We start from the raw sequence: 26,414 nt of genomic DNA, 5'->3' as shown, positions 1-26,414 counted from the left end.
GTTTTAATGACCTTTAGTGACGTTATTATTTTATATCAATGGACGCTAAACTAAAAAGGCGCAAAGTCTATCGTTAGGCCATATCAATTTCTATGGTTGTCAGGCTTGAATCTTCTGATAATTGGTAAGTTACCACCACATCATCTTCATCACGCTCTACCTGATAAGTCGCAAGCTTTACCTCTGTATCATCCAAGCATTGACCAGTCACAAGATCAAAGCGCTGCTTATAAATAGGCGAGGCGACATAAAGTATCGACTCTCTAATACCGTCGTCGCTCGTCAGCGTCGTACCACCGATCAGTCCTCTAGATAGAACGTTTGCTCGACTAAAAGGGTCGTAGTTATCAATGGCGAATAACTTGCCTTCTTTGGTACGAAAAATGGCAATTTGCTTGCCGTCAATAAGCGCGCAAACGCCAGTCTCAGGGAGGATGTCTTGCAGTTTACAAACGGTATGCTGGGTCATGGGATTATCCTTAGCGTTTGACTATGAGTAAATAGAAATCAGACTCTAAACACAGCCAGTTCTAAAAAGTGCTAGCGCTGTGTTTAAAGAAGACAGTAGAGCGTTTAAGCCAATTCGGTCACTTGGATTTTGACTTTTTCAATATCCGTTGCGGGGCGAATCTGCGCGCGTTCATTGACAAAGACCACGTTATCATCTCCTTGTTCACTATTGACAAAATGACGGAAGCGTTTGAGCTTTTCGCTATCGGTAATGGTGGCTTGCCATTCGCAGACATAATTATCGACTAGCAGCTGCATTTGTGCTTCAAGCTCGTCCGCTATGCCTAAGCTGTCCTCAATAATGACCGCTTGTAGATACTCAAGTCCGCCTTCCAAACTTTCACGCCATTTTGAGGTGCGCTGCAGCTTATCGGCAGTTTTGATATAGAACATGATAATACGGTCGATATATTTGACCATCGTCTCGGTATCGAGGTCGGTGGCGAACAGCTCGCCATGGCGCGGGGTAATACCACCGTTACCGCAGACGAATAAGTTCCAGCCGTTTTCGGTGGCGATCATGCCAAAGTCTTTGCTTTGCGCCTCGGCACACTCGCGCATACAGCCTGACACACCCATTTTTATCTTGTGCGGCGAGCGCACGCCTTTGTAGCGATCCTCGAGCCTAATCGCCAGACCCATACTGTCATCCACCCCGTATCGGCACCAGTCATTACCGACACAAGATTTGACGGTACGTAGCGACTTACCATAGGCATGACCGGTCTCAAAGCCAGCGGCTACCAGTTGTGTCCAGATATCAGGCAACTGCTCCATACGCGCGCCAAATAAGTCCACGCGTTGACCGCCGGTGATTTTGGTATATAAGTTAAACTCTTTGGCGACTTGTCCGAGAATGATAAGCTTATCGGCGGTAATCTCGCCGCCCGGTACTCTTGGCACCACTGAATAGGTGCCGTCTTTTTGGATATTACCCAGATAATAGTCATTGCTGTCTTGTAGCGGGGTCAGCTCAGGTTTGAGTACGTAATCATTCCAGCATGACGACAAAATAGAGGCGACGGTTGGTTTGCAAATCTCGCAGCCATGACCACTGCCATGTTCGGTGAGTAGCGCATCAAAGGTTCGAATACCATGCACCCGAATTAAGCTATATAACTCCTGACGGGAGTAGGCAAAATGCTCGCACAAGTCGTTATTGACCTCAAAGCCTAAGGTAGTTAATTGGTAGCCTAAAGTGTCCTTAACCATGGGCGCACAGCCACCGCAGCCCGTGCCAGCATTAGTGACCGCTTTGACATCGCCAATCGAGTAGGCACCATTGTCGACTGCAGCGCAGATAGCGCCTTTGGTGACGTTATAACAAGAGCAAATCGTTGCCGTATCAGGCAGGTTTTCTATACCCATCGTCGGTTTTTCGACATTAGGCAGTATCAAACTCTCAGGATGAGCGGGCAAGTCGATATCATTGAGATACAGCTGCAATAAATTATTATAATCCTCAGTATCACCAACCAATACCGCACCAAGCAGGCGTTTGTTATCAGCGGTCGTGACCAGCTTTTTGTAAATGCCCTCTGCTGGGTTTTGATACAGATAACTCAATCCGCCCTCTGTAATACCATGCGCATCGCCAATACTACCAACATCGACGCCCATGAGTTTGAGCTTGGTGCTCATATCAGCGCCTATAAATACTTGTTCACTGTGACCTGCGATTTGAGCGGCGCAAATGCTCGCCATACTGTAGCCCGGCGCGACCAAACCAAACACTTTATTGTTCCATACCGCACATTCGCCAATGGCATAAACGTGCTCAGCATTGGTGCGACAGTGCTCATCAATTAAGATACCACCGCGTGCGCCCATCTCAATACCGCAATCAGGGTTGCTCTTTATAATATCGTCTTGCGGACGAATACCTGCGCTAAAGACAATCATATCGGTATCGAGCGAGGTATCATCGGTAAATTGCATGGTCAGATGACACGCATCAGCGCCGTCAGTATTTGGATTGGCTATTATCTCTTTGGTGTTTTTACCTGTCAAAACCGTGACACCGAGCGCTTCGATTTTACGTTTTAAAATATCACCACCAGCGGCATCAAGCTGAACACCCATCAGCTGCGGCGCAAATTCTACAACATACGTCTCTAGTCCTAAGGTAACCAAGGCTTTGGCTGCTTCTAAACCGAGTAGACCACCGCCCACCACCACACCTTTTTTGACTTTGGGCAATTGGGCAATAGCCAATATCTCATCCAAATCCGCAATAGTGCGATAAACGTGGCAGTGCGGATGATCGCGTCCTGCGATAGGCGGCACAAATGGGTAGGAGCCTGTGGCCAGTACCAGCTCGCTATACTCAATCTGCTCACCATCTTCTGTGGTAATAGATTGGGCGCTTGAGTCAATATTAACAATGCGTTGATTGAGATGCAGTTCGATATTTGATGACTTGTAAGCGCTAAGATCAACTAAATTGAGCTTGCCAGCATCTTTGTGCTCAAAATAGCTGGATAGATAAACGCGGTCATAAGCAGGGCGATCCTCTTCAGCGAATACATGAATCTCAAAACGCTCATGTAGGCCTTGTTCTATGGCGCGTTCAACGAAATGGTGCCCGACCATACCGTTACCGATGACGACTAGCTTAGGCTTACTGGTTGTATTCATTGCTGTGTTACTCATACATTTATCCTCAATAAAGGGTTGTCTAAATATTGCGGTCTAACGGTTGTGACGAAGAGTAATATTTAGTGCCTACCTCCATTACTGATTCAATAACTGTGCCAAGCACCAAAGGTGCGCGCAGCTTCTTCCCTTTATGAGTCGCTAATAATGTGAGGATGAGTGCAGTGCACCTAGTCTGTTTATAAGTAATCAAAGCGCTAAAAGCCCTAAAAGAGATTGGGATAATAAAGAGTGGCTAAAAACGACTACGCTTTAAAAAGTGGCAACAGCGTTCAGTTATGCACCAAAATAGATGACGTGATGCACCATATTGATTATTAATGGCGCTATTAGTATTTTTTATTGATATAACCGAATCAAGACAGTTTTTATTATTAATGAAATATAGTTAATCTTTTCATTAAGGCTTGAATGTCTTTGATAGCAAGGCGTAGACCCTTTTATTGATAATTAGGATATATAACGATAATCACCACTAAGTCTTCTACTGGCACAGCCATTGCACCGCCCCAAGTGTTCTAACTGATAAGTTTTTTCACCATTACTTATTATGACAACTGTAAAGTTAGCCACTTAAGGAACTCGTTTATGTCATCATCGCCAACCTCTAAATCTGCTGTGCCAACACAAGATAAGCTCAATATTTTCTCCTTTAAAGATAAAAATAAGATTCTACATTTAGGCTGGATCGCTTTTTTCTTAACCTTTTTTGTCTGGTTCAACCACGCGCCTTTTTTGTCTGCCATTGGTGAGACCTTGAATTTGAGCAAAGATCAAATCAAAACTTTGCTGATATTGAACGTCGCGCTCACCATACCTGCCCGCGTCATTATCGGTATGCTGACTGATCGCTTTGGGCCACGACTCGTCTACACCGCCATTTTAGCTATTGGCGCGATTCCCTGTTTTACCTTTGCTTTTGCGCAAGATTACAACACTCTTGCCTTGTCTCGGTTCTTGCTAGGCTTCGTTGGGGCAGGCTTTGTAGTGGGTATTCGCTTGATGAGCGATTGGTTCCCTGCCAGTGAGCTGGGGACGGCTGAAGGCATTTATGGCGGCTGGGGTAACTTTGGTTCCGCTGCGGCTGCATTGCTACTACCAACGGTTGCTATTGCTGCCGCTGCTATATTAGGCGGTGATGAAGGCTGGCGTTATGCGACGGCCACCTCGGGGGTGGTGATGATGCTGTATAGCGTGATTTTTTATAAGATGGTGCGTGATACGCCCAAGGGTGCCACCTATTTTAAACCCAAAAAATCTGGCGCGATGATGGTGACCTCAACCGGCGACTTTTGGCTGATGATGGCCTTTAAGCTACCGATGTATTTGGCATTAGCACTCTTAGCGTGGAAGCTATCACCAGAGGGTGTCAGCTTACTCAGTCAGGCGACTGTGAACATAGTCTATATCGGTCTGACCCTGCTATTTATTTATGAGTTTGTCAGCAGTTACCGCTTTAATAAAGAGGTATTTACGACGCCGGTGCCAAAAGCGCAGCGTTATGATTTCAAGCAAGTGGGTATTTTAAACATTTTATACTTTGCCACCTTTGGCTCGGAGCTGGCGGTGGTGTCTATGTTGCCGCTGTTTTATCAAGAGACCTTTAATCTATCGATTGTCATGGCAGGGGTGCTCGCCTCAAGTTACGCCTTTATGAATCTGATGTCGCGTCCGGGCGGTGGCTGGCTAAGTGATAAGTTTGGGCGCAAGATTACCCTACTGATTTTGACCGCAGGACTAGCAGTCGGCTATGTACTGATGGGTATTGTCGACTCGACGTGGCCGATTGCACTGGCGCTACTCATCACCATGTTTTGCTCGTTCTTTGTACAAGCCGGCGAGGGCGCAGTCTTTGCGGTCATTCCGCTGATCAAGCGCAGTATGACCGGACAATTCGCGGGCATGACAGGGGCATATGGCAATGTCGGCTCAGTGGTTTATCTGACCGTACTCAGCCTCGTCTCCTACCAAGCGTTCTTCTTTGTCATTGCGGCAACCGCCGTGGTTGGATTCATAGCGCTATTCTTTTTAAAAGAACCTGAAGGCGTGATTGTTGAAGAGATGCCTGACGGTAGTTTTGCGCAGATTCAGGTAAGCTAACTATGCAAAAAGATACAACGCTAAACGCTCAAAGTATAGATACAACGAGCCATGACGGTGCGCATGAAGCACTGTGGTGGCTGGATTTTTATACGACAAAAGGACGTAAAGCTGAAAACCAAGACAGCTTGCTGGTGACCACTTGTCTGCCATATCGCAAGATAGCTGAGACTATTGGTATCAATAACCAGCATTATCACGCCCCTTTATTGGTATTGATAGCCGATGGCGTTAGCGCTTGTCAGTTTCCCAAACAGGCCAGTCGATTGGTGGTTAATACGGTGGCTCATCACCTGACTTTAGCGCTTGAAAACACGCTGCTTGATAAAACAGTATCGACAAGCTTTGATGATCATCAAATCGCTAGCCTAATTAAAATAGCGGTGAACAAAGCCAACGATGCGCTGTATTTCCCGCAGGTTCATCAGCGCGTACCGCCTTTGTTGTCCACTTTGTCAGGTCTGCTATGCATCGGCGATCGCATCCATTTATTCCATACGGGAGATTCGCGCATTTATCGTATCGATAGCAATAGCTCGACAGTGCTGACCAAAGACCACCGTATCCATCGTGGTCTAGATAAAGGGGCGCTGTCTGCGGCTATCGGCGCAGATATGTACATTGAGCTGCAGCAGTCGGTGTTTACCTTGCATCAAGAGGAATGTCTGGCACTAATGACCGATGGCGTCTATGAGTCTATTAACGACGCAGAGCTTGAGTTTGAGCTGTGTACAGCAGCACGAGCGCTAGGTACATCAATGGAGACGTCAAAGCTGGCGGCTGATATTTCTATCAGTCAAAACCTATGCGAGCAGGCGTTTAATGACGGCAGTCATGACAATTTAACGATGATAATACTCGGTATAAAGGCGCAATTACTCCATAAAAAAAAGACAGGCGACGGTGATCATACTAACGACAGTAGTGACAATGTAAATAATGACAATGGTAATAATGACCCGTTTGCCCTTCACGATATCTATCGTTATCAGTTATTAACGGGCTTAGAAGTTGGCGCACGGATCGATGGCTTCATAGTCGTTGAGGTGATAGCGCGTACGGCTCGTAGCGAAGTGTATTTAGTCGAGGACGAGTATAAACGGACATTCGTTATCAAGTCCCCAAGCCTAAATACTGTAGAAGATGGCAATTATCTACGCGAGTTTTTAAAGGAGCGCAGCATAGGGCTTAGCCTATCCAAACATAAGCGAGCAGGCGAGAGCGCTTATAATCAAGCTGACCCTAATACCTTTACAGACACGCATAGCGCATCAAATTACAAAGCCGGTTTAAGCAAAAACCTAGCACATAGTGTGTCAGGCTTGCTTCGCTATTATCCTGTGCCTGCCAGCAGCCACTATCTGTATCACTTGACTGAATACATTGAAGGCGAGAGTCTAAGAGCTTTTATTGATCGTCACGCACCGTGTGATGTGTGGCAAACTTATGATTTACTCACCAAGATCGGTATGGCAGTGCGAGTGATGCATCGGCACTACCTGTTGCATCAAGATATCAAACCTGAAAACATCCTAATAAGCGCTGATGGTGCGATCAAACTGATTGATTTTGGTTCGGCAAGCTCCTCAATACTCAAAGACAGCACCAGACCTCCCAACGGCGATCTACATTACGCTGCACCAGAATATTACAGCGATGCACCAAAAGGAGTGCACTCTGATCTATTCTCTATAGCGGTGATTGGTTACGAGCTGCTAACTGGCACTCGTCCTTTTAGCTCGCAAGCACTCATGAATGCGACTCAAACCAACCAGACCTTAATCCTGCCGACCGAACGTTTACGCAAGTACCGTGTACCCGCTGCTAGCCAGCAAGCGTTATTGCGTGCGCTGCATCCTAATACCCAAGCTCGCTACCAAGCGATTGGCGAATTCCTACAGGATTTTAACCCTGATAATGCTAGCAATACTAGTGAGCCTGAACCGCTTATTGTCCGCCGTCCACTACTGGTATGGCATAGCATTTGCTTTATTGAGTTTGTACTCATTTTATCGCTGTTGGCTTATTTCACATAAGGTGAGCTTTAACCAAAAATGATATGACACGCTATATATTTACTACTGTACATTGCAGCTAAGGAATACTCTTATGATGTCGTCATTGGTATCAAATGATCAAGCACCACTTACAACTAAGAACTGCCAGAAGTCCAAAACCACACTACATGCTAGTGCTGACAGTACAGGCATCGTCATCATTGGTGCGGGTATGGCAGGCAGCCGTTTTGCTATTGAGCTGGCGCGCGCCCGGCTGCAAACGGCGTCGGAAAATTCAAGCTCTTTACCGATAACGCTTATCAGCAAAGAGCAACACGTAGGCTACAATCGTATTATGCTGTCCCCTGTACTAGCAGGCGATACCGTGTTTGAGGATACTTATCTTTACGACCAAGCAGAGTATGAGCAGCTTGGTATCACTGTGCTTGCAGGTGTCAGCGTCGATGCGATTGATAGCGCTCAGCAGTTAATAGAATTGGATAATGGGCAGACGCTAACTTATGCCAAGCTAGTACTAGCAACAGGTTCGAGCGCGCGTGTTATTCCTTTTCCCAATCATGATGCTATAGGCGTTCACGTCTTTCGTGAGGTCGCCGATGTTAAGGCGCTCAGCCAGTATGCACGTCAAGCTAAGATAGGGATCGTCATTGGTGGCGGAGTCTTAGGGCTGGAGGCGGCTTGTGCATTAACCGCACAGGGGGCGTCGATGACCGTTGTACACATGGATGACTATGTACTTAACCGTCAACTTGATTTGCCTGCTGCTACCTTATTGCAAGCAGAACTGGTCTCTCGCGGTATCAGGCTAGAAGTCTCGGCTATTACCGAACGTATAGTGACGACAGCCAGCAAGGTCTGCGGGTTATTGCTACAAGACGGGCGCACCTTGCCTGCTGACTTTATCGTAATGGCAGTAGGCGTCGTGCCAAATGTAGCACTGGCAAAGGGCAGTGGTCTTGAGGTCAATCGCGGCATTATCGTTGATAATTATATGCGCACTAGTTGCCCCAATGTTTATGCTATTGGCGAATGTGTGGAGCTGGACGGTGAGCTGTTTGGGATGGTCGCGCCCGTCAATCAGCAAGTCGATACTTTGGTTTCTGTATTAAAGGGCGCTTTATTAAAAGATACTGTATTAGAAAAAACCCTATCAAAAAATACTGTGCTTAAGGACTCTGTGTTAAAAGACGAAGGGATAGTAGTTAACAGCTCAGAGCCCAAAAAAAACTGGCAGCCCTTTATTAGCAAACCTTTATCATTAAAACTAAAGGTATCTGGTATCAGTGCTTTTTCAGCAGGACAAGTTGATTTTGATGAAAGTGATGCCTTAAATATAGAAACCATCACCTATCAGCAAACCAGCATCAACCACTATCACCGCCTCTACTTGCGAGACAACAAGCTCGTCGGCGCGGTACTCTACGGTGAGGTAAATGAAGGCGGTTTTTACAGTGAACTGGTTAACAGTAGCACTGATATTACAGCGATAAGAGAGCATTTAATCTATGGTGCGGCCTACTGTGATTTGAATACCCTAAATTCAAGCAATATAGCAAAGGATGCAGTAGAGGAAGTCTTATGAATGACAACCTCAGCGAAAAGACTCTAAAGGTTTCTAAAAATACCCAAAACATGACAAGCCAAGTCATTGCGACGCAAGATATAAGTGCAACCACAAACCCTACTCAAATAACGCCACTAGGCGCTTTAAACAACCATTCGGTAACGACCATTCGTACCACTTGTCCTTATTGCGGCGTCGGCTGCGGGGTTTTAGCTCAGGTTGATACAGCTGGCACTATCAGTGTAACAGGCGACCCTGAGCATCCTGCCAATTTTGGCAAACTGTGCTCAAAGGGGAGTGCGCTGGCACAAACTTTAGGTAGTACGCGGCGCTTAACCGAACCTTATTATCAAAACAAACTGATGTCTATGCAACGACAACAGGCTATGCCAATAGCGCCATTAGATACAGCTTCTAGTAATAAAGCTATAAACGCATCTGAGACAAAAGCGCTCATAGAAAATACGGATTGGGACACAGTATTAGAAGATATTGCTCAGCGCCTAAATGACACTATTACCAAACATGGTCGAGACAGCATTATGTTCTATGTCTCAGGGCAGCTATTGACTGAAGATTATTATGTCGCCAATAAATTTATCAAGGGCTTTATCGGTAATAACAATATCGATTCTAACTCGCGTCTATGTATGTCATCAGCGGTGGCGGGACACAAACGTGCGTTTGGCGCAGATGTCGTCCCTGGTAACTACGAGGATTTAGAAGCCTGTGATTTATTAGTGCTGGTTGGCTCCAATATGGCATGGTGTCACCCTATATTATTTGGGCGCTTCCTTACTGCCAAAAAAGCGGATGCTAATAAAAAACTCATCGTTATTGACCCGCGCCGTACTGACTCTTGCGAGTTTGCAGATTTACATTTGCCTATCGCTGCGGGCACCGATACGCATTTATACAATGGACTACTGCATTATCTTAGCGAGCAAGAATGCGCAGATGAGGCTTATCTTGAGTATGCGAGCGGTGTTGATGACGCTTTGAGTGCGGCTAAAACATGGAGCATTGAGAAAGTGGCAAGCGCTTGCCAAGTCAGTATCCAAAGTATTCGCCAGTTCTATCAGCTAGTCGCTAGCCATGATAAGACAGTGACCGCGTTTAGTATGGGCGTCAAACAGTCCAAAAGCGGCACTGACAAGGTCAATGCCATTATCAATACCCATCTACTGACAGGGCGGGTCGGCAAAGTAGGGGCTAGTCCGTTTTCACTTACTGGTCAGCCAAACGCCATGGGCGGGCGTGAGGTCGGTGCGCTATCCAATCTATTAGCCGCGCATCTAGAGTTGAATAACAGCGTACATCGGCAATGGGTAGCTGACTTTTGGCAAACGCCGCAGCCTATAGCACCAACAGCGGGTATCCAAGCTTGCGATGCTGCAGAGGCGATTTTGGATGGACGTATCAAAGCCATTTGGATTATGGCGACCAATCCTGTGGTGAGCTTACCTGAAGCCGACAGATTTCGCCAAGCGCTCGCTCACTGCGATTTGGTTATTGTGTCTGATTGCTCGGTAGACAGTGATACGGTGCACTGCGCGGATATTGTCTTGCCAGCGCAAGGTTGGGGTGAGAAATCAGGTACAGTGAGCAACTCTGAGCGGCGTATCTCACGCCAACGCACCTTGATGCCTGCGCTCGGTCTTGCCAAGCCCGACTGGTGGATACTCTCGAAAGTCGCTACGCGTATGGGGCTGGCAGGCTTTAATTATCAGCATCCTAGCGAGATATTCAATGAGCATATAGCCCTGACTGCCTTTAAGAATGATTTTAGCCAGCCTGCATCTTCAACCAATCAACCGCGCTATCTGAATGTAGCAAAAGATTTGTCAGTGATGCATGTTAGCTCAAAGCTAGATAGTCATCATAAGAGCCAAAAGACCATCTTACCTTTCTTAAGTCATGACGACTATGAAACCATGACGCCCTTTCAATGGGGCGGTGCGCGCATCGTGCCCCTGCAAGCCAACCTTATCGCTATCACGCCAGCCGCCAAGGCCAGCTTGCCCAATCTGCATCAGTATCGCTCAAAATCAAAAGTGAATAATAAGAAAAGCGATAACAGGAGCGCTACTTCTGAGTCTGATAGTGATAAATTACTGACGGTACCTCTACGACTAATTACCGGCAGACTACGCGATCAGTGGCATACCATGACGCGTACGGGACTGGCGTCGCAGCTCAATCAGCATGAGTCAGTACCGACGCTAACCCTGCATCCCGATGATGCCAAAAAACTCAGTATCGATAAGGATGATTATGTGCAGTTGCATCCTCGCTATGAAAGTAGGGAAAAAGATAGTGAGTCGATTGATGCAAATGAGCACGCTAAGGTACTGGCACAAGTCGCCATCAGCGATAGTATGCGCATCGGTGATGGCTTTATGCCGATGCACTGGAGCGATGCTTTTGCTAGCTTTGCCCGCGTAGGTACGCTCATTCCAACCGTAGTCGATCCGCATTCAGGGCAGCCTGAGCTTAAAAACTCAGCCATTTTTATCAGTCGCGTACCGATGCAGACGCTTGGCAAGATTTTGGTGCATCCTAATCTCCAAGACGCCATGCTGGTGCACTTGCAGGCTATAAACAGTCGTCTTGCGCAACAACAGCGAGACCAATTATCAGAGCAAGCATCGTTTTCAAATTTAAATACAGAGAATGATTCGTCCTATTTAGTATTGCCAGCGCTGACATGGAGTATCAGTCGGCAAGTAAATAGTGTCTTAATTACTTTAGCTAGTCCAATTAATAACGTTGTCGAACAATTACTCGACCCTAACTTTTGGCAACAGTTTATCGACACCTATCAACATGATCTAACAGATAAATTGTTGCTTAATAGCGCTTTTACCCTTAATCAATTGGCAGGACAACTGCGCTTTATCTCAACGCAATCGGATACGAATGGTGTAGAGATAGATGGTCACGCATCAGATATTACAAGCGCTACGAAAGATAACGTTCAACTACTGCTCGCGGTTTACTTCGCTCCAGAAGTGACTCAACTACCGAGCAGTCATTGGCTCGATAGCTGCTTTGCCAGTACCGAGGCGATACCCGTTGATCAGCGCTATAAGTGGCTGCTCGCAGGTCGTCCAGCCACAGGTTATATCGACCCAGGTCCATTGGTATGCTCGTGTATGGCAGTCGGAGAAAACATCATTATTAATGCAATTACCAATGAGCAGTGTCGTAGCGCGCAAGCGGTTGGCAACGCTTGCCGAGCGGGTACCAACTGTGGCTCATGTATCGGTCAGATTAATGAATTGATCGCACAGTACGCGCATAGTACGCGCGCCACTTATGCAAACTTAGAGAGGCAAATGGCACATCACTTGCAACTGATAAGTACTACTAATGGTAAGTCAGTTACCGTTTAAAAGGACTGTTATCAGGGCAACCAAGTCATTCAAGTTATTTGTTCGTCAAGTATTCACTTTGCTGTATTCATACTGTTATTAGGAGCTATCGCCATGAGTCATTCATCTGTATTTGTTCCAAACCTTGCAACCCATAATTTGGCGAATCAAAATTGTGCTCAAAATGCTAATTCATTAAATAGACAAGACTCTGTATGTACAGGCGTAGTCTATTTAGTTGGCGCAGGCTCGGGTGATCCTGAGCTATTAACGCTAAAAGCCTTGCGTGTGATGCAGCGGGCAGACGTCGTACTCTATGACAGTTTGGTCTCGGAGGATATTTTAGATATGTGCGTGCCGAGCGCCGAAAAGATATTCGTCGGTAAACGCAGATCCAATCATGCCTTACCGCAAGAAGGCATCAACGAGCTACTCGTTAAGCATGCGCTGGCAGGCAAAACAGTCGTCAGACTCAAAGGCGGCGACCCTTTTATCTTTGGGCGCGGCGGTGAGGAGCTCCAAGAAGTCGTGCGCCACGGCATTCGCTTTGAGTCTATCCCCGGCATCACGGCCGCCAGTGCCGCTGCGAGCCGAGCAGGTATCCCATTGACCCATCGCGATCATGCGCAGTCTGTCAAGTTTGTCACTGCTTGCAAAAAGGCAGGCGCGCCTAACAACGACTATCATGAGCATCTAGATAGCACGCAAACGGTGGTGTTTTATATGGGTTTGCATCGGTTAGATGAGATGACTCAGGGATTGATGGCTGCAGGTCGCGACAGCGAGACGCCTTTTGCTATTATTAGCCATGCCAGCTTACCCACGCAGCAGTTACTTATCGGCACGCTTGGCAATATTTCTAGTCAGCAAGCGAGCGCGAATTTGCCAACCCCTGCGCTTTTAATTATGGGCGATGTGGTGACCTTATATCATGAGTTTGCCGCCTACAATCTTGGCGCTTTGGGTAAAAGTGTATTTGCTAACATTGAAAACACTGTAACGACTAAAATTACGGAGGTAACTTAATCAGCTGTCCTGCACGAAAACAGTGCGTAGACAAAAGATAATAATAGTATCGGCATTCATGATTTTTTATTAATAGTGGCTTAAGTTTTAGCAGCTTTTCTTCCCAGTCCCATCTTCACATTTGCCAATATCAGTCCGGATAAAATGAGCGTCATCGCCAGCATTTTCCACCACGTTACTATCTCTCCTGTGAACAGCACTGAAGTTGCCATACCGAATACAGGCACCAGTAGGGCAAAGGGCATAACCTTAGAGGCTATATTTTGCGCCAGTAGATGCGCCCATAGTCCAAAGCCAATCAGGGTTGAGATATAGACAATAAACCCAAGCGATAGCCAAGACTTAATCGATGCCTGCGTAAATGTCGCAAGCTGCCATGCTTCGGTCTCGAATAGTAGAGATGATAACGTCAAAATCACACAAGCGATCAGACCGCCCCATACTACCAGTGCTAGCGCAGACAGTGCCGATGTCTTATTTGAAGCTTTATTATTGCTATTAATAGGCGAGGTAGTAGAGGTGTTACTAATGCTTTGCTGTGTTGAGGCTTGTTTTGAAGCAATATTGCCAAAGCTCCAACCTATGGCCGCAATCAAGATACAGATAAAACCAATCAAAGGCATATCACCGCCGAGATTGAGTGCAATGACACCCAGTCCTAGCACACCGACCACCATACCGATGATTTGCATGCGACTCACCGCTTCACCCAGTATGACAAAAGCCAGTAATACGGTGATAAAAATCTGAACCTGTAGCAATAACGCCGTCAATCCTGCCGATGCACCCAAATGCATGGCGGTGAATACAAAGGCATATTGCATGACAAAGGTACCGATGGCATAAATAAATAGCGTACGGTTGAATTTAGGTGGCTTGAGGAACAAAACCAACGGCACGGCAGTAAAGAAAAAGCGTAGGGCAGTGAGCATTAGTGGTGGAAAGCTTTCAAGCGCCCATGCAATAAAGGTAAAATTCACACCCCATATAAAGGTAACCAATACGGCTAAGGCAATGTGGATTGGGGTCATCAGATTATCCTAAATAATGATTATTAATTGACACTAAATTGTTGAGTTTGGGCGTGATGGAATTGACCAGTACAAATACAGCCTATGCCGTATGCTGGACAGTATTTATCCCAATTTTCTGGAGCATTTTCAAATATAGTAATTACTATTCTTTCCTGTAACTCTTTAGATTTTTCTATACTCATTTATAGCTACTTAATTAAAAAAATTAGAAACTTGTATAATCTGGATGATATAGAAGGTCGTCTGCTGTCTCCCACTTCAAGCGTGGTGGTCTCTCATAACCAAAGTCAAAGTTGTATTTTCCATCTGAAGTAACTTTCATCTTGCAGGTCGTCCAACGCTCATCAATTTCAGCAATAACATTGTTAAGGTCGACAAATAGCTCTTTCATATTTGATTCATTTAAAGCTGAGATTTCAATATCAATCATTTCCTTATTATTACTATCGAACCATACTGTAGTCCAACTGTTATCCATATCTCCATCTATTAGTAACAATTCCATATATATACAGCATTTACTCCAATTCCTTGGTGCATGTTCAAATATCCAGTAAGCAATTTGTTGTTGAATTTCTTTAACTTTACTCGCACTCATTATTCTATCCTCCTGGTTGGTTTTTGAAATCATTTGTTGTCCACCTAGATGTACCTACTTTTCTATACTGTGTTCTGAATGAATCTGGTCTAGTTGTGTTATTACCACCACATTTGCCAGCAGCTATACGCATGAAGTCACGCTACAAGAAGCGTTGCAGTTACAGTCAATCGCCGCTTATGGTAAACAAGCCACTGGTGAGAAGTACTTAATCAAACCTCAGGACTGATCATTGCTTAAAAATAATGACTTAAAAAGCGACTTTGAAATACAAAAAAGCAGATATCGATTATGATGTCTGCTTTTTTATTGACTATTAAGGGAAGTGATAAGCTCTTAAGTCGCTCTAGGGCGTGTCCTCAGTTCAACCGATAGCAATCTAAATGGCGATAAAAATGAGGTAAATCTTGCCAAACATCGTCAAAATGAGGACACGCCCTAGTTTGAGTATAATCGATTGATTGCGATTTAGAGTCTAAACAAGGATTAGTGTGTTTAACTGTAAACTTTGACGGCATACGAGCCCATCCCAGATTCTGTGTAACTGCCATTTAGATTAAATGCTTACTGATACGGTCATCAAACATAATCATAAAACGATTCAGAGCAGACGTCCAGTTACGGATCGGCATCGACCACTTTTTGGATGCCTGTTGGGTGGCTAAGTACACCACCTTGAATGCTGCCTGATCAGATGGGAATACCTTGCGCTTATTCACCGCTGTCCGAATCACACTGTTCAGTGATTCTATCGCATTGGTGGTATAAATCACTTTTCTGATGTCTTTAGGATAGCCAAAGAACACCGTTAAGCCCTCCCAGTTATTACGCCAAGACTTGACCACGTGCGGGTACTTATCACCCTACACCTCATCAAAGCGCTCAAGATTGGCCTCTGCCATATCAAGCGTATCAGCGCCGTAGATGGCCTTTAAATCAGCCGCTACGGCCTTTTTATCCGTCCATGGTACAAACTTCATGGAGTAACGCACCATATGCACGATACACAGCTGAACCTGAGCGTTGGGATAAACCGTATTGATGGCATCGGGGAAGCCCTTTAAGCCGTCGACACAGGCAATGAGGATATCTTGTACCCCGCGGTTTTGTAGTTCAGTGAGAACCCCTAGCCAGAACTTAGCGCCCTCATTCTCTGATAGCCACATGCCAAGCAGCTCTTTTTTACCGTTAAGAGCAACACCTAGCGCCAGATAGATAGCCTTGTTGATGATCTGCTTGTCTTGACGTACTTTGACGACGATGCAGTCTAAATAGACGATAGGATAAACACTATTCAATGGCCTGTTCTGCCAAGCGGTGATGTCCTCTAATATGTTATCGGTGACTCTTGAGACAAGAGAGCTTGAAATGTCGACATCGTAGAGCTCTTTAATGCTCTCTACAATCTCGGTGGTGGTTTGACCCTTGGCGTAAAGGAATATGATCTTGTCATCAAGACCTGAGATACGGGTTTGATGCTTACTGACCAGCACAGGCTCAAAGCTGCCACCGCGGTCTCTTGGGGTGGATATCTCAAGATCGCCTGTGTCACTGCGGACGGTCTTTTTAGTGTGCCCGTTACGCTTATTAGGTTTATCCGCCTTTTCATGTTTGGGGTAGCCAAGATGGTCTTCCATCTCAGCTTCTAAGGCAGTATCAATAAAGGATTGCATGAGCTGCTTTTGGAAGTCTTTGATGTCATCAAAGCTTTTCATGCTACCAGCCATTTGCTCGGCTAGTTTTTTAATGTCAGATTGAGTAGTCATTGCTTATTCTCCAGTTAGTGGATTATAAGCAGTTACACAGTTTTTAGGAAAGGCTCTATTAGCTTTTTTATTTCATTCATCTTTTTATAGACATCAAAATAGGCTTTTTACTTAGCAGTAGTAAGCCTGTTTCCGATGTAATGAGTCTCGCAAATGTGCAACGAGCAGTTTTAACTTTTGATCTGGTTGCCTGGCCTTAGGATATACTGCATACATGCCCAGTTCCTTTCGTGTAAACCGTTGCAAAATCTGAGTAAGTGTATGTTGTTGTATCTCCTCATGGACCAACGCTTGGGGCAAAAAAGCAATGCCTAAATCGCTGAGCGTGGCTTGTTTAATCGCACTAAGATGATTGCTATGAAACCTACCATGGACAGGCATTAATTGCTCTGTGCCGTCTATACATACTGGCCATATGTTGTTAGAGGTATTATCTAACTTATAGATTATGCACTCATGATTGTCTAATTCTTCAGGGGTTTGAGGCGTACCATATCGCTTTAAATAGTCTGGCGTCGCACATATCACCCATCGGCTATCTATAAGACGTCTTGCAATGAGCGATGAGTCTTCAAGCTCAGCGGTCCTTATTGCCAAATCAAAACCTTCTTCTATCAAGTCAACCAAGCGATTGGTAATTTGTAAATCCACCGATATTTCAGGATGTTGTTTACAGAATTCAGCAATAGATTCGCTCAATATCAAATTTGCAGAGACCACAGGCAGGGTTATTCGTATGGTGCCTTTCATATCCTCGCTGTAACCCGTTACTGCATCTTCAGCTTCCTGAAAGGCATGTTTAGCAATTTTAGCTTTGTCGTAAAGCGTCCTGCCGGCATCGGTTAAGCTCAACTTTCTAGTGGTTCTATAAATGAGTTGAGTATTTAAGTTCTCTTCTAATCTTGCAATGCGCTTGCTCACTACTGAATTGGTTAATGATAGCTTTTCAGCGACTTTAGAAAATGACCCTTCCTCAACAACTTGGACAAATAAAACCATATCGTCAGCTTTGACCATACTTGTGCTCCAATTGGCGTAATGCGGATTAGATTATAGCAAAAAAGGAAAATAACATTGTCCATTGATGCAATATATCAATTAATTAACAAGGCGTAGACTATTTTAGGGCTTTTTGAACATGGGCCATAGACTGTCGCAAGTCGTGCTCGGTTTTGTCTACAAGACGGCTTGGATAAATTAGCAGTCCCTGTTTGTGAATGTTTAATACAACTTAGTCATCATTGAGTCGTCAAAATAAAGGCTGCGATGACTTGGTTCAAGGAAGATTAAACGATAAAAAGGATGTAATTTTGAATCAAACAATATACGGGCTGTTGGCATTACTGCCAATCGTTCTCTGTGGTATTTTTTTGATAGGCTTGCAATGGTCGGCCAAAAAAACAATGCCAATCATTTTAGCTGTTACCGCTGCGCTTGCCATTTTTATATGGGATATGACGCTTAACCGAGTGTCATCATCTATTATTCAGGGTTTGGTGATAACTGTCTCGGTGTTGTGGATTGTCTTTGGTGCTATTTTTTTGCTGAATACATTGAAAAATACTGGTGCAATCGCCGTTATCCGTGCTGGGTTTACCAATGTATCGCCAGATAGGCGTGTGCAAGCCATTATTATTGCATGGTGCTTTGGCTGCTTTCTTGAGGGTGCCTCAGGTTTTGGTACAGCTGCCGCTATTGCTGCGCCTTTGCTGGTGGCGATAGGATTTCCAGCGCTGGGTGCAGTGTTAATGGGCATGATGATACAAAGTACACCTGTATCATTTGGTGCGGTCGGTACGCCTATCGTTATTGGGGTAAATAATGGGTTAGATAAAGCGGCCATTAGCGCTCAACTGGCACAAGAAGGACTACAGTGGGGCGACTTTTTACAACTGATTACCAGTCAAGTGGCTATCATGCATGGTGTCATTGGTACGTTTATGCCACTTTTTATGGTGATGATGCTCACCCGCTTTTTTGGTAAGAATAAAAGCTGGAAAGAAGGCTTCGCTATTTGGCCGTTTGCGATTTTTGCAGGCTTGGCATTTACAATCCCTTATATGATAACCGGTGTTTTTTTAGGGCCAGAGTTTCCGTCACTGGTCGGTGGCTTGGTCAGTATTACTATCGTTGTTAATGCTGCTAAAAGAGGGTTTTTGGTACCAAAAACCATATGGGATTTTGAACCGCAAAAAAACTGGCCGAGTGAATGGCTTGGTAAGTTAGTGGTCAGTAAAGAAGATATTACGCTGACCTTGAGTGATAAGAAGATGTCCACCCTTATGGCGTGGTTCCCTTATTTACTGGTTGCCCTTTTACTGGTGTTTTCAAGAGTATTTACAGGCTTTCAGTCTTTACTTAACAGTGTGGCAGTAGACCTAACCTCGATTTTAGGTGAGACAGATATCAGTGCCAGTTTTAGTCCTTTATACTTACCAGGCGGCTTGTTACTAATTAGTGCTTTGGTTGCCGCCGCTTTTCAAACTAGAAAGTCCGTCAGCGCATTAAACAGTGCCTTTAAAGAATCAGGCAAAACTGTACTAGGGGCAGGTTTTGTACTTATCTTTACGATTCCAATGGTTAGAATTTTTATCAATTCCGGCATAAACTTATCAGATGTGGCGAGTATGCCAGTCGCCAGTGCCGAGTTGTTTGCGGGTACTTTTGGCAACGCTTTTCCGTTAATTAGTTCTACGATTGGTGCATTAGGGGCCTTTATCGCGGGTTCTAATACCGTTTCTAACATGATGTTTAGTCAATTTCAGTATGAAGCCGCCATGAGCTTACATATTTCACCTTCTCTAATCATCGCGGCGCAAGCGGTTGGTGCCGCAGCGGGTAATATGATTGCCATACATAACGTGGTGGCTGCATCAGCAACGGTGGGTTTACTTGGTATGGAGGGCGCCACACTTAGGCGTACTATTTTACCCACCATATACTATGTGTTGTTCTGTGGCATCATCGTCATGGCCGCCATTTACATTTTTGGTTTTCAAGGGCCCTTAGCATGATGAATGACACACAATCACAAGATAAGGAGCATCATATATCTTCGTCAAATCGCGATTCTCAAGGCATGCTTAGTCCTGATCAAGTCCTGGATAAGCTCACAGACGTACTGGGCACTCGCAATGTACAGGCTGATCCAGAGAAAAACGAATACTATAGAATGGGATGGCGCTCTGGTGGCGGTAACGCTTTAGCGGTTTTGTTTCCGCAAACCTTGCTGGAAATTTGGCGTTGCCTAGAAGTGTGCGTTGAGGGTAACTGCATTATTATCATGCAAGCGGCAAAAACAGGCCTAACCGAGGGCTCAACGCCAAGCGGTAATGACTACGATAGACCTGTGGTGGTTATTAATACGCTGGCAATAGACCAATTGTATTTGATAAATGATAATGAGCAAGTAATCAGTTTGGCTGGGGCGACTCTACACCAACTACAAAGTCAGCTGAAAGCGGTGAATAGAGCGCCGCATTCGGTGATTGGTTCCTCGACTTTAGGGGCGTCTATTATTGGTGGGATTTCGAATAACTCGGGAGGGTCCTTGGTAAAAAGAGGCCCTGCTTACACTGAGTTGGCTTTGTTTGCGCAGATTAACACACAAGGTCAGTTGGTGTTGGTCAATCACTTAGATATAGGGCTAGGGGATACCCCGGAAGAAATACTGACGAGATTGCAAAATGGTGATTTTGATAAGAGGAAGCTACCTGACAGTGGCAAGATGGCATCAGACAAAGAATATATCGCCAGAGTAAAAGATATTGATGCAAGTACGCCAAGCCGCTTTAATGCTGATAAGCGCCGACTGTATGAAGCCAGTGGCTGTGCAGGCAAGTTGGCGGTATTTGCAGTACGCCTAGATACTTATCCAACCGCTACAAAAGAGAAAGCTTTCTATATAGGCAGTAATAGTGTCAGTGAGCTTGCCCAGTTAAGAAGGCAGATATTATCAACTTTCAAAAATACCCCCGAAGTTGGCGAATATATGCATCGCGATATATTTGATGTATCCGCTAAATACGGTAAAGACACTTTTTTAAGTATCAAGCATCTCGGCACAGATGCCTTACCAAGGTTATTCTCTATCAAAGGCGCTATTGACGCTAAATTTCATAAGTGGTCGTGGATGCCAAAGCATTTCACCGATAAAGTCATGCAGTTTATAGCTAACTTATTTCCAAAACATTTACCTGAGCGCATGCTAGCGTACCGTGATAAGTACGAGCATCATCTCATAATAAAAATGAGTGATGACGGGATAGTGGAAGCTCAAGAATTTTTGCAGTCGTTTTTTGCGGCATCAAAAACCGGTAGCTATTTTGAATGTAGTAAAGAAGAGTCAGAAAGTGCTTTTTTGAACCGTTTCGCAGCCGCCGGTGCAGCATTAAGATATGAGGTCATCCATGAAAAAGAAGTAGGCGAGATATTAGCGCTCGATATTGCTATACCACGTAATGAATTAGAGTGGCTTGAAACCCTACCTGAAGCAATTACACAGCATTTAGAAATGAAGTTATATTACGGACACTTCTTTTGTTATGTGTTTCATCAAGACTATATTTTGAAAAAGGGTAGTGATGCTCAATATGTGAAAACGATGATGCTAGAGCTGTTGAATCAACGCGGCGCAAAATATCCTGCTGAACATAATGTCGGACACTTATATGAAGCAGAACCTGATTTGCAGAACTTCTATAAAAGTTTAGACCCAACCAATACCTTTAATCCTGGCATTGGTAAAACATCAAAAAATAAACGTCACTGCTCATGCTGTTTGTGATAGCAAGATCACGAAGTAGATCGTTTAGCACTAAGCTATACACAATAATGCATTCAAAAATATTATATAGATATCTAACAGCATAAAAAGGGTAAGCATATGATTATTTCATCTCCAAACGATTACAGGACTGCTGCCAAGCGCCGACTGCCACCATTTCTATTTCATTATATAGATGGCGGTGCTTATGAGGAATATACCTTAAAGCGTAATGTTGAAGATTTATCAAAAATTGCTCTTAGGCAACGTGTACTGAATGATATGTCACAGCTCAGTCTCGAGACGCAATTATTTAACGAAACCCTATCAATGCCTGTCGCATTGTCACCAGTCGGTCTCACAGGTATGTATGCACGTCGTGGGGAGGTACAAGCCGCTATGGCAGCCGATCAAAAAGGCATTCCGTTTACCATGTCGACGGTTTCGGTTTGTCCGATTGAAGAAGTGGCGCCTAAAATCATCCGTCCAATGTGGTTTCAGCTTTATGTATTAAAAGACCGAGGCTTTATGAAAAACGCCTTAGAGCGTGCCAAAGCTGCGGGGTGCTCGACCTTGGTTTTTACGGTGGATATGCCGGTACCAGGCGCACGCTACCGAGATATGCACTCTGGCATGAGCGGTAAAAATGCCACTATGCGCCGTTACTTACAGTCTGTGACGCATCCGCAATGGGCATGGGATGTAGGACTAAATGGCCGTCCGCACGATCTGGGTAATATCTCTACTTATTTAGGCAAGCCAACAGGGCTAGAAGATTATATAGGCTGGCTAGGTAATAACTTCGATCCCTCTATTTCTTGGAAAGATTTAGATTGGATTCGTGAGTACTGGGATGGACCTATGGTCATCAAAGGTATTTTGGACCCAGAAGATGCCAAAGATGCGGTGCGTTTTGGGGCAGACGGTATAGTCGTATCCAATCATGGTGGACGACAACTAGACGGTGTTTTATCCAGTGCACGGGCGCTGCCTCCTATTGCTGATGCGGTGAAAGGAGAGATTAAAATCTTAGCCGACTCTGGTATACGTAATGGCTTAGATATTGTGCGTATGTTGGCTTTGGGCGCTGATATTTGCATGCTAGGGCGCGCCTTTATTTATGCTTTAGCAGCGGATGGCAGTGCAGGGGTAAGCAATTTGTTAGAACTGCTAGATAAAGAAATACGCGTCGCAATGACCTTGACTGGTGCTAAAACGATTGCTGATATTAATTCTGACTGTTTGGTAAAACTGGATAATTAAACCGAGGCTATAGAGTTTGTCAGTACATGAAGTGAGCTCATGCAGATAAGATACCGGAGATTAGAAGCTGTCAGCTTGGTCGTTGATCACAAGCGCGAGGTTGCAGAAATTCCAATATCTAGGCTACCAACAATAGAATGTTAGGGTGTTTTAGTTGTTATGTGATGACTGGGAATGAGATGCTATGCTATGCAAAGGGCTTATTATGCACTGTGAATGCTAATAGGCATATTATTGTTGAGCGATAACCACAACTTAAAGCAATCATTACGTTGAACCCCTGAGCTTATCTATATAGTCAGCCCAATCTTGCATCATCAGTATTCTAGTATCAATTTCATCTAATCGGTTATAAGCGCCACCATGCGTGTCCTTTATTCTATGTCCTAATTGCAGCTCAGTCACGATATCTGAATAACGCAGTTCAGGCTGTTCCATAAGTAAGGTTTTAGCTGATGCTCGAAAGCCATGAGCGCATTGCACATCTTTATAGCCAAGCCTATGGAATATTTGCACTAGTGTTGCTTTGCTAATATAAGGATTGCTTGAGGCACGTATCGATGCAAATACGCGTTCTTTGTGACCTGTGATTGCTTGCATTTTTCGTAAGCGCTCAATTACTTGAGTGGCTAGTGGTACAACTAAGTGCGATACCATGTCATCACGACCTTCGCCTTTTGTTGGGGAAAACTCCCATAGCTTGTTATCCCAATCTATATCTTGCCAACGCATAGACCGCAAATCGATACTACGCACGAAGACATATGGTAGTAAATTCATTGCTTCTAATGTGATTTTACTTGCACCTTTGAAATTGGACATATCGTTCAGGAGGGTGGCAAACTGATCAGGCTTGGTAATGGCTGGTAAATGGTTACCTGAACTGGCAGGTGCGAGCTCGCCACGTGTATCAATAGCTACATTTCTATCGCATAATCCTCTTGCGACAGCAAATGAGAAGACTTTTTCAGTATAAAGCCGAGTACTGGCACCAACGAAGGTTGCTTGATTTTCATTGTTTTGAATCGCCTCACATACACTTAATATCATCTCGCTTGTGATATCGTTCATTCTTAAGTCGCCAATCTCACGACACATGTATCCTAGACATAAATCCCAAAATTTAAGGGTTGAGTCACTAAACGCGCGCTTTCTAGATTTACTATGGTGACGACTTGACGTTTTGTGATCTCGCCACGCTTGCGTGATTTCAGAAAATGTGGCGTTCTTTAGATGAGCATACTTATTGACTTGTTCTTTTTTATGAATGGCTTTAGGGTCGGAGCCTTGTGCGACCGTGCTAAGTATAGTTTCTGCTTTATACTTAGCTTCATATAGACTGATATCTTCGACCTTACCTAGCATTATTCTAGGGCGCTTACCATCGATATGCGGATGAGCGTACCGTAAGTAGTATTCCTTTTTACCATTTGGATAAATACGAATACTTAAACCCGCGATACCTGAGACACTGACCGAGTAATCTTTATCTCGGCATTCAAGTTTATTGATATCATTTAAATTATCGACAGCCATGAGGTACATCCGTTAGCTTTATAAGCTAGGTAAATTGTGAATGTTAATCTATTACCTCTATACTTAGATTTAGAGTAATCTTTGCGCACGTTTTACGAGTCCTGAAAAGCGTTTTCTGGGAAATGTAGATAGCTATTGGACACTAATATGGACACTGTTATTCATTAGTGAATTTACAAAACCCTTTAAATGGAAGGTTGTATACTACATTCATCCCCAACCTTCACTTGGGGATGATTATAGTATAACGACTGAAGGAGGAGTAGGCTATGCGTTTATTGAGCTGTAGGTTATTATTACTGGTTATTTTGGTCAAATAATTGGGGTTAATATAAGATGGATGCTTTGCCTAACATTTGATTGAGCCTATTTTCGACAAAAACCATGCTCCTGTACGTGCACAGAATATAAAAATTAGGGGCATAGTACTGTTCTGTGCAAATTTGGCGGTTGTTAACTCAGTGCTTTAGATGGAATCATATTACGAATAGTGAGGGGTTTTTGATAACTTAAAACAAAAAGCATTACAGCTTAGTTGGTCATGATATTTGCCACTATAAGGTAGATCTAAACCAGACTTGCAGACAGGCTAAGTAGGAGCATTGTAAGATCATACCTGCGCTATTAGAACGGATATGAATTAACAGATAACCAAAAGAGTGATGATTTTTGAGCTAAGCTAATAATCTATAGGTAGTGATATCTTTATATGCCTAACGTATTGCAAAAGCATTCGTACTAAAGAGCCAGATGATTAAGAATAAGAGACTACGCAAAGGGCTAGCTATGCATGGTGAAGGTAATAAGCATATTAACCATAGTCAGAACAAGTTCATCGAACAGATTAACTTTGAATTAATGGTAGAATTACTGTATCTACAACACATAGGTTTTTGAAATACATGCAAAGAGGTTATTAGCGACTTGATCTAATATACTAAGCTCAATTAGGGCTCCGCGTATTAAACCTTCAAGGCATATCAGCTAGTAGTTGCGTTAGGAGTGATTACAGTATTTATTTGATAGGTGGTACATATTTTGGTCAAGAAATTATCAATCAGATTAATAATTTACCGTTTGATTATAATTCCATGAATTTACTATCAGATACTACTTATTTAACATAATATACATTATGCGAAAACAAACCAACGGTTTGAGGGAGATTGGATTAAACCAATTATTACAGTTCATGCTGACTATATTTGCTAACTTAATCTCAATGGTTGCTTTGAATGTTGCTTTGAACAATGAGCCGCTATGTATTAACGAACATCACAACCATTATTAATTTATATCTACACAAGTCATTATCTAATCGAACGATCTCTATCTAAAAAATAATTCCAATACCTAATGTTATTACGATAAGGATATTTTTATGATGCCGTCATCTCGTTTTCATATGCCTCAGTCTTATCTTTATAAACGCTCAACCGCTACAAGTCTGGCATCAATACTGATGGCCACACTTATTGTCACTGGCTGCCAATCGTCTGCTGAGTCCAGCGCGACCATCTCTAATCCGCAAACCAGCAGCGCATCATCACAAGTGCTCTCTGATATGAGCCAGCAGACACTCAGACAGCAAGCGCTACGTATCCAGCGTGCACTCGCTAACAATGACTTTGCTCGTATCACGGATGATATTCATCCCATACGTGGCGTCAGGTTCTCCATGTACGCTTATGTACGCCCTGAAACGGATAAAACCTTTAGCCGTGAGCAATATGCACAATATCTGCAACAGTCAAAAATTCGCTTTACTTGGGGCGAACTTGACGGTACTGGCGACCCATTAGTGATTCCGCTGCCAGAATACTTAGATACTTGGGTTGATGCCAAAAAGTACAATGATAGCGCTGTCAGCATCAATGAGTTTCGTCGTAATGGTAATACCATCAATAACTTAAAAAAAATCTATCAAAAATCCGATGTTGTTGAGTTTTATTATAAAGGTAGCGAAGATTATGATGGTATGGACTGGCGTGTATTGCGTTTAGTGTTTGATAATTATCAAGGCAAACGTTATTTGGTGGCTATTGTTAATGATCAGTGGACGGTCTAATTAGATAATAAGCACATGATTTAATTCCTAGATTAACACACCAAGTGCAACGCTAAGTAATGGAATAAAACACCTGGTTTGGCGTTTTAAACCCTAATCGTTTTCTTGGTCTGTTGTTTAACCTGTCTTCAATGTTT

16 protein-coding genes and 1 pseudogene are annotated in these 26,414 nt (G+C 44.0%); 9 read left to right on the top strand and 8 right to left on the bottom strand.

Annotated features, from left to right (window positions below):
- Positions 1-73: 73 nt before the first annotated feature.
- On the bottom strand, positions 74-469 hold the full coding sequence (nirD, locus tag HQR03_RS07555) for a nitrite reductase small subunit NirD (RefSeq protein WP_025652719.1): 396 nt from the start codon (positions 467-469) through the stop codon (positions 74-76).
- A 104-nt stretch (positions 470-573) separates the two neighbouring features.
- On the bottom strand, positions 574-3,162 hold the full coding sequence (gene nirB, locus HQR03_RS07550; RefSeq protein ID WP_173239746.1) for a nitrite reductase large subunit NirB: 2,589 nt from the start codon (positions 3,160-3,162) through the stop codon (positions 574-576).
- Positions 3,163-3,753: 591 nt separating this feature from the next.
- Between nirB and HQR03_RS07545 the strand changes: the two genes are divergently transcribed.
- The 5 genes from HQR03_RS07545 (at position 3,754) to cobA (ending at position 13,247) form a co-directional block, all read left to right on the top strand.
- Positions 3,754-5,265, top strand: a complete 1,512-nt coding sequence (locus HQR03_RS07545; RefSeq protein WP_173239745.1) for a NarK family nitrate/nitrite MFS transporter — start codon at positions 3,754-3,756, stop codon at positions 5,263-5,265.
- A gap of 2 nt (positions 5,266-5,267) precedes the next feature.
- On the top strand, positions 5,268-7,301 hold the full coding sequence (locus HQR03_RS07540; protein WP_173239744.1) for a bifunctional protein-serine/threonine kinase/phosphatase: 2,034 nt from the start codon (positions 5,268-5,270) through the stop codon (positions 7,299-7,301).
- A gap of 73 nt (positions 7,302-7,374) precedes the next feature.
- Positions 7,375-8,865 carry an NAD(P)/FAD-dependent oxidoreductase gene (locus HQR03_RS07535; protein ID WP_227687614.1) on the top strand — a complete coding sequence of 497 codons (1,491 nt, stop codon included), beginning with the start codon at positions 7,375-7,377 and terminating at the stop codon, positions 8,863-8,865.
- The gene (locus tag HQR03_RS07530) at positions 8,862-12,242 is read left to right on the top strand and encodes a nitrate reductase (RefSeq protein ID WP_244952000.1); all 3,381 of its coding nucleotides are present in this window, start codon (positions 8,862-8,864) and stop codon (positions 12,240-12,242) included. Before HQR03_RS07535 ends, HQR03_RS07530 begins: the two co-directional genes overlap by 4 nt.
- 93 nt (positions 12,243-12,335) lie before the next feature.
- Positions 12,336-13,247, top strand: a complete 912-nt coding sequence (cobA, locus tag HQR03_RS07525) for a uroporphyrinogen-III C-methyltransferase (RefSeq protein ID WP_173239743.1) — start codon at positions 12,336-12,338, stop codon at positions 13,245-13,247.
- An 80-nt stretch (positions 13,248-13,327) separates the two neighbouring features.
- On the opposite strand, the gene HQR03_RS07520 is transcribed toward cobA, so the two are convergent.
- From HQR03_RS07520 to HQR03_RS07500, 5 genes and pseudogenes are all read right to left on the bottom strand, one after another.
- Positions 13,328-14,278 (bottom strand): EamA family transporter, encoded by a 951-nt coding sequence (locus tag HQR03_RS07520; RefSeq protein ID WP_025652726.1) that lies wholly within the window; start codon positions 14,276-14,278, stop codon positions 13,328-13,330.
- Between the two features lie 23 nt (positions 14,279-14,301).
- Entirely contained in the window at positions 14,302-14,463 is a 162-nt protein-coding gene (locus HQR03_RS07515) for a hypothetical protein (protein ID WP_173239742.1), read from the bottom strand.
- Positions 14,464-14,486: 23 nt separating this feature from the next.
- On the bottom strand, positions 14,487-14,879 hold the full coding sequence (locus HQR03_RS07510; RefSeq protein ID WP_173239741.1) for an immunity protein YezG family protein: 393 nt from the start codon (positions 14,877-14,879) through the stop codon (positions 14,487-14,489).
- A gap of 551 nt (positions 14,880-15,430) precedes the next feature.
- Positions 15,431-16,645 (bottom strand): annotated as a pseudogene (locus HQR03_RS07505) (IS256 family transposase).
- A 111-nt stretch (positions 16,646-16,756) separates the two neighbouring features.
- Entirely contained in the window at positions 16,757-17,662 is a 906-nt protein-coding gene (locus HQR03_RS07500) for a LysR family transcriptional regulator (RefSeq protein ID WP_025652016.1), read from the bottom strand.
- A 293-nt stretch (positions 17,663-17,955) separates the two neighbouring features.
- On the opposite strand from HQR03_RS07500, the gene HQR03_RS07495 reads away from it, so the two are divergent.
- The 3 genes from HQR03_RS07495 to lldD all read left to right on the top strand — a co-directional run bounded on the left by HQR03_RS07495 (position 17,956) and on the right by lldD (position 22,673).
- On the top strand, positions 17,956-19,659 hold the full coding sequence (locus HQR03_RS07495; protein ID WP_173239740.1) for an L-lactate permease: 1,704 nt from the start codon (positions 17,956-17,958) through the stop codon (positions 19,657-19,659).
- 65 nt (positions 19,660-19,724) lie between these two features.
- Positions 19,725-21,431, top strand: coding sequence for a D-lactate dehydrogenase (gene dld / locus HQR03_RS07490; protein ID WP_244952001.1), 1,707 nt, complete (start codon positions 19,725-19,727; stop codon positions 21,429-21,431).
- Between the two features lie 99 nt (positions 21,432-21,530).
- On the top strand, positions 21,531-22,673 hold the full coding sequence (gene lldD / locus HQR03_RS07485) for an FMN-dependent L-lactate dehydrogenase LldD (RefSeq protein ID WP_173239739.1): 1,143 nt from the start codon (positions 21,531-21,533) through the stop codon (positions 22,671-22,673).
- A gap of 267 nt (positions 22,674-22,940) precedes the next feature.
- Here the strand turns inward: lldD and HQR03_RS07480 are convergent, their stop codons facing one another.
- On the bottom strand, positions 22,941-24,209 hold the full coding sequence (locus HQR03_RS07480) for a tyrosine-type recombinase/integrase (protein WP_101211583.1): 1,269 nt from the start codon (positions 24,207-24,209) through the stop codon (positions 22,941-22,943).
- 1,381 nt (positions 24,210-25,590) lie between these two features.
- On the opposite strand from HQR03_RS07480, the gene HQR03_RS07475 reads away from it, so the two are divergent.
- Positions 25,591-26,277 (top strand): hypothetical protein, encoded by a 687-nt coding sequence (locus tag HQR03_RS07475; RefSeq protein ID WP_173239738.1) that lies wholly within the window; start codon positions 25,591-25,593, stop codon positions 26,275-26,277.
- The last annotated feature ends 137 nt before the right edge of the window (positions 26,278-26,414 follow it).

It is taken from the genome of Psychrobacter okhotskensis (genome assembly GCF_013248965.1).
Taxonomy (GTDB): Bacteria; Pseudomonadota; Gammaproteobacteria; order Pseudomonadales; family Moraxellaceae; genus Psychrobacter; species Psychrobacter okhotskensis.
Note: the sequence above shows the minus strand (reverse complement) of the source record. Positions and strands in the feature narration are given on the sequence as shown.

Bases quoted from the DNA above. Each gene is read 5' to 3' on its own strand.
- HQR03_RS07480 (WP_101211583.1), bottom strand. From the start codon at position 24,209: ATGGCTGTCGATAATTTAAATGATATCAATAAACTTGAATGCCGAGAT.
- HQR03_RS07535 (WP_227687614.1), top strand. From the start codon at position 7,375: ATGATGTCGTCATTGGTATCAAATGATCAAGCACCACTTACAACTAAG.
- nirD (WP_025652719.1), bottom strand. From the start codon at position 469: ATGACCCAGCATACCGTTTGTAAACTGCAAGACATCCTCCCTGAGACT.
- HQR03_RS07515 (WP_173239742.1), bottom strand. From the start codon at position 14,463: ATGAGTATAGAAAAATCTAAAGAGTTACAGGAAAGAATAGTAATTACT.
- HQR03_RS07530 (WP_244952000.1), top strand. From the start codon at position 8,862: ATGAATGACAACCTCAGCGAAAAGACTCTAAAGGTTTCTAAAAATACC.
- HQR03_RS07520 (WP_025652726.1), bottom strand. From the start codon at position 14,278: ATGACCCCAATCCACATTGCCTTAGCCGTATTGGTTACCTTTATATGG.
- cobA (WP_173239743.1), top strand. From the start codon at position 12,336: ATGAGTCATTCATCTGTATTTGTTCCAAACCTTGCAACCCATAATTTG.
- HQR03_RS07545 (WP_173239745.1), top strand. From the start codon at position 3,754: ATGTCATCATCGCCAACCTCTAAATCTGCTGTGCCAACACAAGATAAG.
- HQR03_RS07500 (WP_025652016.1), bottom strand. From the start codon at position 17,662: ATGGTCAAAGCTGACGATATGGTTTTATTTGTCCAAGTTGTTGAGGAA.
- lldD (WP_173239739.1), top strand. From the start codon at position 21,531: ATGATTATTTCATCTCCAAACGATTACAGGACTGCTGCCAAGCGCCGA.
- dld (WP_244952001.1), top strand. From the start codon at position 19,725: ATGCTTAGTCCTGATCAAGTCCTGGATAAGCTCACAGACGTACTGGGC.
- nirB (WP_173239746.1), bottom strand. From the start codon at position 3,162: ATGAGTAACACAGCAATGAATACAACCAGTAAGCCTAAGCTAGTCGTC.
- HQR03_RS07510 (WP_173239741.1), bottom strand. From the start codon at position 14,879: ATGAGTGCGAGTAAAGTTAAAGAAATTCAACAACAAATTGCTTACTGG.
- HQR03_RS07475 (WP_173239738.1), top strand. From the start codon at position 25,591: ATGATGCCGTCATCTCGTTTTCATATGCCTCAGTCTTATCTTTATAAA.
- HQR03_RS07540 (WP_173239744.1), top strand. From the start codon at position 5,268: ATGCAAAAAGATACAACGCTAAACGCTCAAAGTATAGATACAACGAGC.